At 31.4% G+C, this 15,661-nt stretch carries 14 protein-coding genes; 3 read left to right on the top strand and 11 right to left on the bottom strand.

Features of this window, described 5'->3' with window-relative positions:
* Positions 1–17: 17 nt before the first annotated feature.
* Both LBP67_10140 and LBP67_10135 read right to left on the bottom strand, forming a co-directional pair.
* Positions 18–569, bottom strand: a complete 552-nt coding sequence (locus tag LBP67_10140) for a hypothetical protein (protein MDR2085338.1) — start codon at positions 567–569, stop codon at positions 18–20.
* A gap of 469 nt (positions 570–1,038) precedes the next feature.
* On the bottom strand, positions 1,039–2,784 hold the full coding sequence (locus LBP67_10135; GenBank protein MDR2085337.1) for a T9SS type A sorting domain-containing protein: 1,746 nt from the start codon (positions 2,782–2,784) through the stop codon (positions 1,039–1,041).
* A gap of 219 nt (positions 2,785–3,003) precedes the next feature.
* Here LBP67_10135 and LBP67_10130 point away from each other — a divergent pair, with 219 nt between their 5' ends.
* Positions 3,004–4,416, top strand: a complete 1,413-nt coding sequence (locus LBP67_10130; GenBank protein ID MDR2085336.1) for an alpha-L-fucosidase — start codon at positions 3,004–3,006, stop codon at positions 4,414–4,416.
* Between the two features lie 6 nt (positions 4,417–4,422).
* Here LBP67_10130 and LBP67_10125 read toward each other — a convergent pair whose 3' ends face one another.
* The 4 genes from LBP67_10125 to LBP67_10110 form a co-directional block, all read right to left on the bottom strand.
* Entirely contained in the window at positions 4,423–5,484 is a 1,062-nt protein-coding gene (locus LBP67_10125; GenBank protein ID MDR2085335.1) for a VOC family protein, read from the bottom strand.
* A 15-nt stretch (positions 5,485–5,499) separates the two neighbouring features.
* A complete protein-coding gene (locus LBP67_10120) occupies positions 5,500–6,294 on the bottom strand; it encodes an SDR family NAD(P)-dependent oxidoreductase (GenBank protein MDR2085334.1) in 795 nt (264 codons plus the stop codon).
* A gap of 220 nt (positions 6,295–6,514) precedes the next feature.
* Positions 6,515–6,883, bottom strand: a complete 369-nt coding sequence (locus LBP67_10115; protein ID MDR2085333.1) for a DMT family protein — start codon at positions 6,881–6,883, stop codon at positions 6,515–6,517.
* 109 nt (positions 6,884–6,992) lie between these two features.
* Positions 6,993–7,403, bottom strand: a complete 411-nt coding sequence (locus tag LBP67_10110) for a hypothetical protein (GenBank protein ID MDR2085332.1) — start codon at positions 7,401–7,403, stop codon at positions 6,993–6,995.
* A 175-nt stretch (positions 7,404–7,578) separates the two neighbouring features.
* Between LBP67_10110 and LBP67_10105 the strand changes: the two genes are divergently transcribed.
* Both LBP67_10105 and LBP67_10100 read left to right on the top strand, forming a co-directional pair.
* Positions 7,579–8,499, top strand: coding sequence for a cation diffusion facilitator family transporter (locus LBP67_10105; protein MDR2085331.1), 921 nt, complete (start codon positions 7,579–7,581; stop codon positions 8,497–8,499).
* A gap of 71 nt (positions 8,500–8,570) precedes the next feature.
* Positions 8,571–9,713, top strand: a complete 1,143-nt coding sequence (locus LBP67_10100; GenBank protein ID MDR2085330.1) for an iron-containing alcohol dehydrogenase — start codon at positions 8,571–8,573, stop codon at positions 9,711–9,713.
* 141 nt (positions 9,714–9,854) lie between these two features.
* Here LBP67_10100 and LBP67_10095 read toward each other — a convergent pair whose 3' ends face one another.
* From LBP67_10095 to LBP67_10075, 5 genes are all read right to left on the bottom strand, one after another.
* Complete coding sequence (locus LBP67_10095) at positions 9,855–10,556, bottom strand: response regulator transcription factor (GenBank protein MDR2085329.1); 702 nt, start codon at positions 10,554–10,556, stop codon at positions 9,855–9,857.
* A 401-nt stretch (positions 10,557–10,957) separates the two neighbouring features.
* Positions 10,958–12,172 (bottom strand): OmpA family protein, encoded by a 1,215-nt coding sequence (locus LBP67_10090; GenBank protein MDR2085328.1) that lies wholly within the window; start codon positions 12,170–12,172, stop codon positions 10,958–10,960.
* Between the two features lie 140 nt (positions 12,173–12,312).
* Positions 12,313–13,950, bottom strand: a complete 1,638-nt coding sequence (gene groL / locus LBP67_10085; GenBank protein ID MDR2085327.1) for a chaperonin GroEL — start codon at positions 13,948–13,950, stop codon at positions 12,313–12,315.
* 30 nt (positions 13,951–13,980) lie between these two features.
* Positions 13,981–14,259: a co-chaperone GroES gene (locus LBP67_10080; protein MDR2085326.1), complete on the bottom strand. Its 279-nt coding sequence runs from the start codon at positions 14,257–14,259 to the stop codon at positions 13,981–13,983.
* A gap of 326 nt (positions 14,260–14,585) precedes the next feature.
* On the bottom strand, positions 14,586–15,661 hold a 1,076-nt coding region (locus tag LBP67_10075), incomplete at its 5' end, for a pseudouridine synthase (GenBank protein ID MDR2085325.1).

The following is a 15,661-nucleotide window of genomic DNA, read 5'->3' as shown; positions in this document are numbered from 1 at the left end:
TAATGATAAAGAATTGTTTAATCAAGCCGTTTTATCCAATCAACATATTGTTTTAGAATTTTAAATTCGGGATAAGATTGTATAACCTTTGCGAGTTTTTGTTTATATTGCCATCTGAGTTTTCGTGTCTCTTTATCTTTAGAAGATATTATCTGCATAAAATCACTACCGAAATTAAGCTTACATTTTAATATAAGCAGTTCATACAATTCTTGAATTTTTTCCTTTTCAAAATCATCTATGCATTTCTCGTATTCGGGAATATGTTCGCAAACGAAATTACTATTTATTTGTGAAGTTCTTCTGTTATATGAAAGCTTTTGTAGCCATAAATTTTTTGCTATTGCATATAAATATGTTGATAATTTACAGAGAATCTGATTGTTTTCCGAAAGTTTCCTTATAAGAATAATTAATGAATCATGAAAGATATCTTGGGCATCTTCCCGTGTTCCATTATTTGACAAGATGTATCTCTCAATAGAAGGAAATGTATTTATATATAAATATTCTTCCAATTTATCATTGTCGTATATCTCTAATGAAATGATGTTGTCGTTTGCTATCATATTTATGAATATTAATAACTTTATTTCATACGTTTGAAAATTATATTTGTATGAATTTTAATTTGATTAACTTATTCAAAGTGAATTAATTTAAATTTGGTTCAAAATTATAATGTTTATACGAGAAATTGAAAAGTATTTGTTTCTCTTTTTGCATTTTTAATTTTAATAAAGGGCCTGAAATTCAATCAAATATCAAACATGACATATAGTTTGTTATTTTTCAGGCATATAAATTACATTAACCAATATTAAAATGTAAGTTTTTATTGAATAAAAAATGAAATAAAATTGCTTCTAAGAGAGTAATATTGTGTTGTTCGGAAAGGCAAAGTACAATTGTTAGCTAAATGATTGCATATATCAATTTTTGACAACTTCTAGTAATGTTGAGTTGGTTAAAAATAAGATTTTAGCAATATTCCGAATCGGAAATTAAAATGTGAAGAGTGATTTTCGATATAAAATATTAGTGTATCAAAATCTTTGAAGAAGTGTTGCCCTTAATTCCTGAGTATGAAATAATATAAACGCCCGGATTATATGTTCTTTCTAAATTAATCACAATATTTTTTCCCGAAACAGATTTCTTATATAAAATTTTTCCATCAATAGAAATTAAAGATACATTTCCGTTTAATTCGTTTTCAGAATTAATAAAAATAGTATTCTGAGAATAATAAGTATCAAATTTTGTTGTACTTAAATCGTTTATTCCGGAATTGTCTTTCGCTTCGTGAGCGCCAATATCAGGAGTAGTATAGCTGCGCGGATTACCAAAATAATCTCTTTTAACTTGAGAAATAAATGTTCCGGCAGAATTTGCCTCACTAATTTTTAAAAGAAAAGTTGAAATGAAGCCAGGATTACTATTCAGCGAAGTTTCGTCATTATCATTAAAAAGATTCCACTCGTCAAAAGTAAAATAGCGATCGCTATTTTTAGCTGTAAACCCATGAGTAATGTTATCTGTATAATATATGTTATTAGTTATCGCCGAGAACGGATTATGATTACTCATAAAGGAAATGGCGGTTCCGAATCTTTCTTCCGCGCTCATTGTGTTGTCGCCGAAATCATTTTGAAAAACATTATTTTTAATCAAAATGGTACCGATATTACTATTAAAACCAAAACACGTACTTGGAATTTCACCAAAATAGTCTTGTGAATTATCTACTGTAAGATAGATTGAATTATAGTAAAGATGTATGCGGTTATTAATTAAATCCGCAAGATATAATCCTACGCCTTGTACTTCCTTAGCTGCAATATGTGAAATCATATTGTTGTAACACCATGTCTCAGTGGTAGTTATTTCGTTTGAATTAATAAGAATACCGTAAGCCTTACCATTAACCTGATCATAGGAAACAATATCAAGAATCGAATTGTTATTAATTGTAGCATAAGAACAATTCTCAAGTTTTATTCCTGCGGCTGTATTATCGTTGGAGAATACACTAAAAATTTTATTTTCCGAAACAATTACTTCGTTTTGATTTTGTAAATAAATTCCGAATTGATTAATATTGTAATTTATACCTGTATTACCGATTGTATTATTTTTGATTTTAACACTTGCAATAGAAGGAGAGGAATTCGACGGACCTTTTGCGCAAATTGCCTGATTAACTTTATATATTGTATTGTTTGAAATATTAATATCATATTTTTTAGTTACGTCACTATCATAAGAAAAAAAGTAAATACCGAAATCATTTACATTACTATTTCCACTTCCTGTAATAATACATCCGTCAATAGTAATTATTGAATTTCCGTTGTTGGGATTATTAAAAATTGCTACAGCCGCATTATCTGCAAAATTTCCTTGAGTTTGAATGGTTAATTTATCTTTTCCCTGAATTTCAAAATATTCTGTGTTATAAAATGAGAAGATGTATGCCGCATTATAAGATAATATAATCTTGTTTACTTCATCTGATACAGTTAAAATAACTTTATTTGTTTCACTGCTTCCAGGAATGTTGCCCAGGCTTAAAGAAGTTATTTCGCTGTTCATATCATAGGAATCTGTTAACTCCAATATTGTTTCACCTTCTACACCAAAAGTTTCTAAAGCAACAAAAGCATTACTCAAATTTGTATAATCACTGTTATCCGATCCTATAGAATAAACTCCGCTTAAAGCTTGAGAAAACAGAAATGAAGGAATTGTTAAATATAGAAAGATTAGTAAATAGTTTTTCATAGCTTTTTTTATTATAAATTAAAATTGTAATAGAAATTTACCCAACATGTTTGGGGGGATAAAATTCACGCAAAGATAAATAAAATATACAAAAAACAGTATCTTTGTAAGCTCATTAATACGGCAAGTTTATTAAAAAAACATAAAGTCAATCTACAACGACAATGTTATATAACGATATTAGAATAAAATTAGATGCAATTCTAAAATAATTTACTTATGAATAAAACTATTTTCTCTCTTTGTCTAATATTTACATTTGTTTATAATCTCAATGCACAAACAGAAAGAGATTTTGAAACAGATTCAATAATTCTTAATAAACTTGAACAATGGCAAGATCTGAAGTTCGGATTTATGATGCATTGGGGAATGTATGCTCAATGGAGTACTGTGGAATCATGGTCGATTTGTAATGAGGAATGGATAGATCACAGAAAAGGAATGCCGTATTGTGAGTATAAAACAAAATATCAAGCGTTAAACAAAACTTTTAACCCTACCAGATTTAATCCCGAATATTGGGCAGAATTAGCTCAAGAAGCCGGAATGAAGTATGTTGTATTTACAACTAAGCATCACGATGGTTTTTGTATGTTTGATTCGAAGGAAACAAATTATACAATTGCCGATTCTTCTTGTCCGTTTCATACTAATGAAAAAGCCGATGTAACAGAAGCTATTGTTAATGCTTTCCGTGAAAAAGGATTTTGGACGGGATTGTATTTTTCAAAACCCGATTGGCATCATTCGGATTATTGGGCACCTGAATGGGCAACACCCGATAGAAGCGTCAATTATAATCCGATGGTGTATCCTCTTCGCTGGCAGAAGTTTTGTGATTTTACCTATAATCAGATAAAAGAATTAACAACAAATTACGGCGATATTGATATTCTCTGGTTAGATGGCGGATGGATTCGTCCGGAATGGAGCCTTAACGACGAATATCGTCAATGGCTTGGTTGTAAACAATGGATACAAGATATTGATATGCCCAAAATTGCTAAAATGGCACGCGAAAATAATCCGGATTTGTTAATAGTTGATAGAACTGTACATGGTAAGTATGAAAATTACCAAACCCCGGAACAATTGGTTCCGGATTCCATTCTTCCTTATCCGTGGGAAACCTGCATGTCTATGGGACATTCCTGGTCTTATGTTGATACTGATGAATATAAATCCACAAACAAATTGATACATATTCTTGTAGATGTTGTTTCTAAAGGAGGAAATTACTTATTGAATGTCGGTCCAGATCCTTATGGAGAGCTTCCACCGACAGCTATCGAAAGGATGAAGGAAATTGGTATGTGGATGAATATTAATGGTGATGCAATTTATTGCACTCGTCCCGTTTATCCTTATCAACAAGATAATTTGAGATTTACGAAGAAAGACGGAAAAGTGTATGTTTTTTGCATGCTTGGTGAAGGTGAACCGCTTTCTAATTCCATTATATTTAATTGCGATGAGCAATTAAAGGCCGGCAATATTGAAATTTTAGGAAGTAAAGTTAAAGCAAAGCTTTCAAAATCTCAGACGGGGTATAAAATAGATATTCCTCAAAATATTATCAATAAAAAACCTTGCGAACATGCAGTTGTTTTTATGATTAAGGCTCAATAGTTAATTTTATAGTTTTACCCTTGCAAAGCGCAAAGCCTTCAACATATATTTTGGCATAAATTTTTTATCATCTCTATTTCTAAGATTCAAAGAAATACCAAGTTTTTTTGAAATAGGGATTTTAAAAGTTTCAACAAACTCTATAAGAGTTCCGTCAGGATCTTCTACATAAGTGAAATGTCCATTTGCATCACCCATATCGAAATCCTCTCCTCCGTCACAAACGAAATCTTTTCCTAATTCCTTAACTTCTTTATGAAGACTTTCCATATTTCTTACATCAAAACAAAGATGAATAAAGCCCGGATCGCCCCAAAGCCTGCCTTCATATATTTTCTTAACCTTAGAATCCATGTTTTGAACCAATTCAATATGAGAAGTTCCCATAATTTCGGCAAGCGGTCCATACATAGGTTTAGAGCGTTTCAGCATTACTCTGTGCAACTTATCAGTTGCGCCCGGAACACCTTGCAAATCATCAAAAATACCTGTATTGTCATAAACAACAGTATCGTAATCAAGTAATTTAGAATAAAACTCTATAGAATCTTCCATATTAGAAACTCCGATGATTACACCGTTAACTCCGCCCGTGATTTTCTTTTCATCAGAAAAAACATAATGATCTTCCTCAATTTCAAAAAGATTGCCGTAAGGATCTTTTACGAAGAAATGCATTATGCCCGATGGAGATAAATCCGGTTTATTAATTACATCAACATTTTTATTTTTAAATGTTTCGAAAGCAAGTTTAACATCAGGGCATTTGATTTTGCATGCGATAATTCCCAAATCACCTAAACGAATTTCTTCTTTCAAATAATTTAACTCTCTGCCTTTCGGTTGCCAGATTTCAAAACCGCCACCACCACGTAGATTATAAGCTAAAACAGCTCTTCGTTCCTGAGGTTTGCCTCCTGTGTAAGGCAACATTTTTTCGGCAACACCTGTATCGTCAAAAATTTTAATATCAAAACCAAAAATATCAATATACCATTTCCATGCTTCAATGACATCATTTACTCCGATTCCAACTTGTTGGATGCCACAAATAATTTTTTCTTTCATGTCGATTATTTTCTTTTATGTTGATGAAATCTTTTTCGCTAATTTATAATATAATGCGGGAATATATTTATGAATATAAACCATTAATAATTCTTTTCTTCCGATTAATTTTCTGTGTTTTTGCTTTGAAATAGCTTTAACGGCAATTTTTGCACATGTATTTACATCCATTCCGCTGGACTGTCCGTGATCCATTTTATCATATTTTTCGCCGCTGCCGAGCATTGCACTTTTACTGATTTGTGTATTGATTCTACCGGGAATAATAAAAGTTACATTAATATTATCGTTTTCAAGATCTAATGATTCGAAGAAACCGAACAGGGCATGTTTTGAGCCGCAGTATGCCGAACGCAACGGAAACCCGAATAATCCGGAAATAGATGTGTTGACGGCAATGTTAATATGTCTTCCTGATTTTAAATGATCCTTAAATTTCTTTATCAAATAAACGGATCCGAAATAATTAATATCCATGAGTTTCCTGTCAACGGCAAAATCAGTTTCCAGAGCTTTTGCACGTTGAGATATTCCGGCGTTTAAGATAAAAACATCAATAAGTAAATTATTTTCCTCAATATAACTTACTAAATTGTCGATGGAATTATAATCGGAAAGATCACATTCATAAGAAAATGCTTTTATATTAAACTTTTCGCAATTAACCTTAACTTTATCAAGATTTTCCAAATCTAAGCCGGTTAAAATAACATTAGCACCCTTTTCGGCAAATTGATAGGCAATTGCTTCTCCGATTCCCGAACCCGCTCCGGTAATCAATATCGTTTTATTTTTAAAACTTACTCTCATTAGAAAATTTTTACAAATTTAGTTGATTTTTGATAATAAAGACTTAAACAAAAAATATAATTAATAAAGCTTGAGATTAATAATTTTAGTTTTTTAGATGTTACTTCGAACAAAATAAAATCTCATGAAGAAAGTATAAAAAGTACTAATGCGCAAATACATAGAACTCATAAAGTCATAAACAAAGAAGTAAAACTTTTAGAACCAGCAAAATGTTATTTTATTTTTTAAAAATAAAATAAACGGCTAAAACCAAGAAAATAAAACCAATAAAATGATTAAGCCTGAATGTTTCATTCTTGAAAAGTAAAGTGCTGAAAATTACAAAAACAATAAGAGTAATAACCTCTTGTATAACTTTAAGTTGAAGTAGTGAAAACGGCCCTCCGTTTCCGGCATAACCAATTCTATTTGCCGGAACTTGAAAACAGTATTCAAAAAAAGCAATGCCCCAACTGATGGCAATTATACCGATTAATGGTAAAGTATTGAACCAAGAGAATTCCTTCATTTTAAGATGTCCGTACCATGCAAAAGTCATAAATACATTTGACGCAACAAGCAACAGGACAGTATATAATCCTTTCATTATTAATGAATTTAAAACCTGCAAAGATAAGAAATTTAATTATGTGACGATTAGTTAATATTGTAATATTCTGATGTGGAGATACAAAATATTATAATTGATTCGGGATTTATAGAACAGATAATTTATTATTAACGTCTTCCTCTTTCAAATGTCTTTCCCAAGAATAAACATCTTCATTTTTATTCAAAAATTCATATATTATCAAACATTTCTCATATAAACTTTTTCTTACATTTGTTTCATCCGAATTTTCAGCAACAACAAGCAACAATTCCGTAAATTGGTCTAAATTACTATTATTAAGCCGTTTTTCGGATTTCAGCCAATCTTTAAATTTATCATTAGTAAGTGAAATTATTTCATTAATATTAATATCAAGATTATCAATTACAAATTTATCGATCGCTTCAAATACTAATGGAGGATCGTTCCTTAAATTTAATATCTTAACTATTAGATTTTTAATTGCCAATCCTAATCTGTCTATCTCCCGTTTAATAAAATCTTCGTAAACCATAATTTAAATTTTAACACGAAAATAGTAAAAATAGTTTGAATTTATAATGTAAATATACTTAGATGATGAATTATATAATCTGAATTTATTTGATTTGTAATTACTAATTCTGAACTTTTTTGTACTTTTGACGTCTTAATTTTTAGTAAACAAATGAAGCGTAATATTTATTAGGATGGAGAGAAATGATAAGGTTTTATTGAAAACTTCATGGATTAGTACAATAGGAAACAGTATATTATCTCTTGCAAAATTGATAATAGGTTTTATTTCCGGAAGTATGGCGGTAATTAGTGACGGTATTGACTCTGCAACAGATGTTGTAATATCTATTGTTATGATTATTACTGCAAAAATCATGAGTAAACCGCCAAGCAGAAAATATGCCTATGGCTATGAAAAAGCGGAAAGTATAGCAACAAAGGTATTGTCATTCGTTATTTTTTATGCCGGTATCCAAATGCTGATAACCACTATTCGAAGTACATTTTCGGCGGAAGCAAAGGAAATGCCGGGAATAATAGCAATTTATGTAACAATTTTTTCTATCATAGGAAAACTGGCGCTCGCTCTTTATCAATATAAAAAAGGTAAAAAAATTAATAGCCCTTTATTACAGGCAAATGCAATTAATATGCGTAATGATGTGATCATTTCGTTAAGCGTGTTAGTAGGATTACTATTTACTTTTATTTTTAATTTACCTATTTTAGATTCGATTACGGGTTTAATAATTAGTCTTTTTATTATCAGGTCGGCGATAAAAATTTTTATGGACTCCAATGTTGAATTGATGGATGGAGTAAAGGATGAAGGCATCTATAATAAAATTTTCGAAGCTGTTGATAAAGTTAAAGGTGCAAGTAATCCTCATCGGGTACGCTCAAGACAAATCGGAAATTTCTATATGATTGCTCTTGATGTTGAGGTTGATGGAAATATTACTGTGAAACAAGCACATGACATAGCTGAAGAAATTGAAAATAATATTAAACAATCTGTGGAGAATATTTATGATATTGTCGTTCACATTGAACCGAAGGGACAATGCCGTGAAAATGAACGGTTCGGTTTGGATGAGAATATGATTAAATAATGTAATGATAGAGTAGTGCTTTAGTGTTTTTGAAGCGGAATTAGTGAGAAACAAACAAAACCAAATTAACCATGAAGAATTTTATATTTCAAAATCCAACTAAATTAGTTTTTGGAAAAGGTCAGATTTCCAAATTATCATCTTTGATTCCTATGGATAAAAAGTTGATGATTACCTATGGTGGTGGAAGCGTAAAGAAAAACGGTGTTTATGATCAGGTTGTGACAGCGTTGAAAGACTATAAATATATTGAATTTTGGGGAATTGAACCGAACCCTTCTGTGGAGACATTGAGAAAGGCAATTACTATAGGGAAAGAAAATAATATTGATTTTATTCTTGCCGTTGGTGGCGGTTCTGTATTGGATGGTACAAAATTGATTGCCGCGGGAATTCCTTATCCAGGAGATTCTTGGGAAATCGTTTTAAAAGGTAAAGCTAATGAATATATTCCATTTGCATCGGTGATGACTTTACCGGCAACCGGCTCCGAAATGAACAACGGCGCCGTAATTTCACGTAATGAAACAAAAGAGAAATTGGCTTTTTCAAGCGGATATCCGGAATTTTCAATATTAGATCCGGAAACTACATATTCTTTACCCTTAAATCAGATAGCAAACGGATTGGCGGATATTTATGTTCATGTAATTGAACAGTATCTCACAACGCCAGGGCAGTCAAGAATAATGGACAGATGGGCAGAAGGAATTTTACTGACTGTTTTGGAAATCGCTCCGAAGATAAAAGAAAATCAGCATGATTACGATACCATGGCAGATTTTATGTTTTCTGCAACAATGGCTTTGAATGATTTTATCAGAATGGGTGTTACACAAGATTGGGCTACACATATGATTGGTCATGAATTGACAGCGCAAACAGGAATTGCTCACGGCGCATCTTTGGCAATTGTTCTTCCGGGTACAATGTATGTTATGAAAGAACAGAAAAAAGGAAAAATTCTTCAATATGCAGAAAGAATTTTTAATATTACTGATGGTTCCGATGACGAAAGAGTTCTTTTAGCAATAAGAAAAACCGAAGACTTTTTTAAGTCGATAGGACTTGCTACAACTCTTAAGGAAGCAAAAATTGATAATAAAGTTATTAATATTATTGTCAATCGTTTTACAGAAGAAAATATTGCTTTGGGAGAAAATAGAAATATTACTGCAGAGGTTGTGAGGGAAATTCTGGAAAACAGGAAATAATGAAATCATTGAAAAACTGATAAAGGCAATAGATTGAATTTCTATATTTTAGGCAAATTGGTCCCAATGTTTATAACAATTTATGTTGTTAGAAATCCATTGGGATTAATCAAGTTTTTGTAATTTTAGATTTTAATAAATTTACACAACCATCTTAATACCGTTTTTCCTATATGTAATTATACTGAAACAATGTAGAGGTTCAAATCTAGCTCTGAGATTGCTAAGAACAACATAAAAACTTTTTCTATTTCTTTCGTTTTGTTCTTTGCCTGTTCTTAAAAACAAATCGTCGTAACTAACAATTTCACCGACATTGCTGACTAAAATTCTAAGAATATCACCTTCATAAGGGGATAAACTATGTGTAACATTATTTGTTTCGATTGTATTGTTGACAAAATTAAAAATTACCCTTGGAAAATTAAAAATCAATGCATTTTTAACTGTTTTTCCCGGTTGAATATTTTTACCTTCTGGGTAAATTCTTAAAGCTACATTTATTCTTGCCATGAGTTCAAATACATCAAAAGGCTTTCTTATATAATCATCACAACCTAAGTCAAATGCAATAAGTGCATCTTCCGGAGCAACAAGAGCGGATATAAAAATAACAGGAATATTGATATTATTATCCCGCATTTCCTTAACAACGTCATAACCATTCTTCTCAGGAAGTTTTATATCAACTAAACAAATATCCGGTCGAAAAGTTAATATTCTATCCAAACTTTTCCTGCCTGTATGTGCTAAATGAATACTATAAGTACCCATTAATTCAAGATTAAGTTTTGTCATTTCAGATAATAAAATATCATCTTCGAACATTAGAATTTTTTTCATATTAGTTAGTATTATTTTTTAAGTTGTTATCTTTACGTTTGTTATATCATGATAATTAAATCAAGAATTGGTATAATGATAAACAAGAATAAAGTTATTGCAAAATTAACAGAGATTTTATATAAGTCAAATTTATAAGCGAGAAATTGTTGAATTTTTTTCAAAAATCTTCTATTCAATATTTTTCAGGAAATCAGTTAATTAAATTATACCAGATAAATTCATGATAAAAAGGTTGTCGGAAATGCCTCAAAACAAGCAGGGACCAACCTTAATGATTATTAACAGTATGAAAAACTTAGAGAGAATTTATTAGGATTAGGTTTTGCAAATACCGATTTTATAAAACAAAAAAGCCTCTTGAAAACTCAAGAGGCTTTTTTGTTAAAGCTAAAGTAAAGTTATTTTGAAATAACAAATTCAACACGGCGGTTTTGAGCTCTGCCGACTTGAGTATTGTTATTTGCAACAGGGTTATCTTTACCATAACTGGCAATGGATAATTTATTTCCGTCTATGCCGTTATCAACCATGTATTTCTTTACTGTTTCAGCACGTTTTAAAGAAATTCTATCGTTAACTTCTTTTGTGCCTACGTTATCTGCATAACCTGCAATGGTAATTTTATTCCATTGAGCATCTTTAAGAATATTTACAACTTGTTGAACCAAAGTTTTAGAATCTTTAGTAAGTTCTGATGAATCAAAATCAAAATGAACATTTTCAAGAGCAATGGTTATTGTACCATTCTTTTCTAATTCATTTATTTGATTTTGTAAGTTGTTATATTCTTTGTTAAGATTGTTGTGTTTGTTTTCAAGATTATTATATTTTTCTTCTAAAGTTTTGAAACGTTCTTCAATCATTTCTTCATTTTGAATATCTTCGATAATAATTTCTTGAACAGGAACCGGGTAATATTCACTTGGAATCATATTACGTACATGATCATGTTTCTTTCCGCCGATTTTCCAACGTAAACCGAGATTAACAGCTAAAGCATCTACATCTTTTGAAGCTACAACGCCGCCTAAATCATTTTTAACGTAATATCTGTATTGGCCCTCACATAGTAAAGTCCATGCTTTACCTAAGTTAAATTCTACACCGATACCCGCTGCTGCCATAGGAGAAAATTTTCCCTTAACATATTCTGCATCTGCAGGAGTTTGAAAAGTGTAATAAGATGCACCTAATCCGGCATTTAAAAAGAAGTTGACTTTTCTTGCGGAGACAGTTCTATAAGGTCCGAAAAGGTTTGAAAGATTAACAGAACTCATAAGAATAGCATCAATGTTATAACCTAAATAATCTGCACCCTCTACAGTTCTGTTGAGATTAGAATAATTTGCTTCAAGACCGATTCCATAAAATGGAGTTGGAGCATATTCAACAAAAAAGCTACCGCCATAACCACCTTGGTTGATAAAACTATCAAAATCAGTGTCAGCTGTAGCTAATGGAGACAAGCGGTAATAGTTTACACCGCCTTTAATACCGATAGACCAGTGAGATGTGTTCTTTCTCATTGCCTTTACTTCATCCTCAGCAGTTTGGGCAGATAATGTCATTCCACAAACAAGGACAAGTGTCAAAAATAAAGAGATTTTCTTCATAATAATTAAATTTATTGATTAGTAAAAATTTAAATTCTATTGCTTTTTTATTTATAAAATCATAATTTGCAAATATATAAAAAATTTTATGAAAACAAAAAGTCGCTTATATTATTAAGCGACTTTTTGTTATTGATTTTTTACATCATTCCTGGCATTCCGCCGCCCATTCCGCCCGGAGGCATCATAGGAGCTTCTTTTTCTTTTATTTCAGTAATAGCACATTCTGTTGTAAGTATCATACCTGCGATTGAAGCAGCATTTTCAAGAGCAACGCGCGTAACTTTCATAGGATCTACAACACCGCTTTTGAAAAGGTTTTCATAAACTTCGGTTCTTGCATTGAAACCGAAATCTTTTTTACCTTCTTTTACTCTTTGAACGACAACCGAGCCTTCGTAGCCCGCATTTTCAACTATTTGACGCAATGGTTCTTCCAAAGCCCTGCAGATAATTTCAATGCCGATTGTTTCATCTTGATTATCACCTTTTAATCCTTTTAAAGATTCAATAGCTCTAATAAAAGCGACACCGCCGCCAGGGATAATACCTTCTTCATTGGCTGCTCTTGTTGCGTTTAAAGCATCTTCAAAACGATCTTTCTTTTCTTTTAGCTCAACTTCGCTGGCAGCTCCAACATAAATAACTGCTACTCCGCCTGCAAGTTTTGCCAATCTTTCCTGTAATTTTTCTTTGTCATAATCGGAAGTGGTATTTTCAATTTGAACCTTAATTTGGTTTACTCTTGCTTCAATATTTTCTTTAGCACCTTTACCGCTTACTATTATAGTGTTATCTTTATTGATCGTAATTTTTTCAGCTTGTCCTAAATAAGATAGATCTGTATCTTCAAGTTTATAACCTTTTTCTTCGGAAATAACCATACCGCCTGTTAAGATAGCTATATCTTCAAGCATTTCTTTTCTTCTATCACCGAAACCGGGAGCTTTTACCGCAGCAATTTTAAGAACACCGCGCATTTTATTTACAACTAATGTTGCCAATGCTTCGCTCTCAACGTCTTCGGCAATAATTAATAGCGGACGACCGGTTTGAACTACTTTTTCAAGGATAGGAAGAAGATCTTTCATAGTAGAAACCTTCTTGTCGTATATTAAAATAAAAGGCTGATCGAAAACAGTTTCCATTTTTTCACTGTCTGTAACAAAATAAGCCGAAATATAACCTCTATCGAATTGCATACCTTCAACTATGTCAACATAAGTTTCAATACCTTTAGCTTCTTCGATTGTAATTACTCCTTCTTTTTTTACTTTTCCCATTGCTACTGCAATAAGTTCTCCTATTTCAGGATCATTATTGGCTGATACTGTAGCAACCTGTTTGATTTTTTCATTATTGTTTCCGATATCTTGTTTCTGTTTTTCAAGACTTTGAATAACAACTTTAACGGCTTTATCGATTCCGCGTTTTAAATCCATAGGATTAGCGCCAGAAGTAACGTTTCTTAAACCTGAATTTACAATAGCTTGAGCTAAAACAGTAGCAGTTGTTGTACCGTCACCGGCAATATCATTGGTTTTAGAAGCAACTTCCCTTACCATCTGTGCGCCCATGTTTTCAAACTTATCCGCTAATTCTATTTCTCTAGCAACGGTAACTCCGTCTTTTGTGATTGCAGGAGCACCATAAGATTTCTCAATAACAACATTACGGCCTTTAGGGCCTAATGTAACTTTTACAGCGTTTGATAGTGCATCGACACCTTTTTTTAATTTATCACGCGCTTCAATGTTAAAAATTATTTCTTTTGCCATTTTTTTTGATTTTTAAATTGTTGATTAATATTAGATAATAGCTACAATATCAGATTCTCTCATAATGAGATAATCTTTTCCGTCAAAAGTTAACTCTGTACCGGCATATTTACCGTACAAAACTTTATCACCTACTTTAACAGTCATAGGTTCGTCTTTTTTCCCGGGACCAACTGCTACTACAGTTCCTTTATGAGGTTTTTCTTTTGCTGTATCGGGAATAATAATTCCGCCGGAAGTTGTTTGATCTGCAGCAGCAGGTTCAATTAACACTCTGTCTGCCAATGGTCTAATACTTAATTTTGCCATCTTTTTATTTTTTTAACTGATTAATTATTAATATTTTATTTGTCAAACTACTTTAATTTTTGAAATGTAGAAAAAACATTATGTTTTTTCCTAATCATAAAACGTGCCAAACAAATATTTGTCATGTTTTTTTGACGAAAAATATGACAAATTGGCAATAGAAAATGAAGATAAAACTAAAAACATAAAAATAAAATTGATAAAGGAAAACTGACTTTTAGAATGAGTAATAAATAAGGTTTGGCTTTATTTATTGATAAAATTGTTCTTTTCATTTTAATTTAAAATTTACTCATAATCCTAAGTTCAGAATTCGGAACCAATTATTATATCATCTTTAAAAATGATACTTCTTTATCTGTTAAGAATCTCCACTTGCCTCTGGGAAGATCTTTTTTATTAAGTCCCGCATATAAGGTTCTATCTAATTTTAATACCTCATAACCAAGTTTTTCAAAAATTCTTCTAACTACTCTATTTTTCCCGGAATGAATTTGAACACCAATTTCTTTTTTATTATCCGAGCTGCTGTATGCAATGTTGTCAACAACAATAAAGCCGTCATCAAGTTCAATACCGTCTGCTATTGTTAGCATATCATTCTTGGTTAATGGTTTATCTAATTCGACATGATAAACTTTTTCAACGTTTGAACGAGGATGCATCAATTTATTAGCAAGATCACCGTCGTTTGTAAAAAGTAATAAACCGGTAGTATTTCTATCTAATCTCCCCACAGGATATATTCTCTCTTTGCAAGCGCTGTGAACTAATTGTAGTACTGTATTTCTTTTTTCAGGATCAGACATTGTAGTTACGTAACCTTTTGGTTTATTGAGAAGAAGATATTTCAATCTTTCATGACGAAGGGTTTCACCGCCAACTTGCACTTTATCTGTTTTCAATATTTTTGTACCTACCTTATCAACAACAACATCATTAACTTTTACGCTACCGGATTCTATTAACACATCAGCTTGTCTACGTGAACATAAACCGGAATCTGCAATATATTTATTTAGGCGAATATATTTATCATCTTGAGTTGAGGAAGATGATTTTTTTCCTTTTGCGGAACGACTATATTTGCCGTTTCCCCTGTCTTGTCTGTATTTATCGTCATTCCTATCATAATTGTTTTTTCTGTCATTATTTTCTTTTTTATCAGAATCTTTTCTGTTACTATTATAAGGTCTCTTAGAATCATTATAATCTTTATTCTCCGAAGAAGAATTATTTTTTCGGTTGGAATAAGGTTTTTCGGAATTATTTCTACGATTATCGGAATACGGTCTTTCTGAATTATTTCTTTTTATAGAAGAATCTCTGTCGTTATTATTATAAGGTCTCTTAGAATCATTATAATCCTTATTCTCCGAAGAAGAATTATTTTTCCGGTTAG

This window comes from Bacteroidales bacterium (assembly GCA_031276035.1).
Classification (GTDB): Bacteria; Bacteroidota; Bacteroidia; order Bacteroidales; family BM520; genus RGIG7150.
This window is presented reverse-complemented; position numbering and strand designations above follow the sequence as displayed.